At 67.0% G+C, this 609-nt stretch carries 1 protein-coding gene; it reads left to right on the forward strand.

What is annotated here, in order from left to right:
• Positions 1 to 609, forward strand: a 609-nt coding sequence (locus AC08OJ_RS15490) for a DUF6039 family protein (protein ID WP_476596088.1), incomplete at both ends; no start/stop codon positions are given.

A 609-nucleotide genomic window follows, 5' to 3' on the forward strand; every position in this document is an offset into this window, starting at 1 on the left:
CCCAGAGCCCCGTCCCGCCGCAGCGGCAACTGCATTCGGGTAATGCGGGTTTCATCATCGCGCGCAGTACCCAGCTCAAGTACGAGCACAGTGCCGAGGGGCGCCGGCTGTTCGGCGACGTCATCACCTACATGAACCGGGCGGACCTCAACGGCGCCTCGTTCTTCTTCTACGAGGAGCTGTTCGGCCGCAAGGACCGCGTCCACTGGCTGATCCACTGGAAGACGCCGAACGACTACTCGATCAGCCTGCGCATGGTCGACCACGACGAGAAGATGATCGATCTGCTGGAGAGCGACCGCGTCGTCGACGACAACAGCGCGGGCATGTGGGGCCGGGCCGTCGTGGAGAGCAGCGTCCAGGAGCGCATCCTGGTGCCGCAGCACGGCCTGGTGCACGAGGAGGGCGAGCACGAGGACAGCGAGGTCTGGGTCGACCCCGCCCTGCTGCAGACGGGGCAGTCCGAGGACCAGCTGCTGCACTCCGGCAACGCGCTGCTCACGATGCACCGCACCGGACAGGCCCTGCACGAGTTCCGCAAGGAGGCCAGGCACTTCGCCTTCGCCTGGCAGAAGCTCGTCAACGCACGGCTCGCCGGGCGCGTCTCCT

It is taken from the genome of Frankia sp. CgKIO3, from assembly GCF_977946435.1.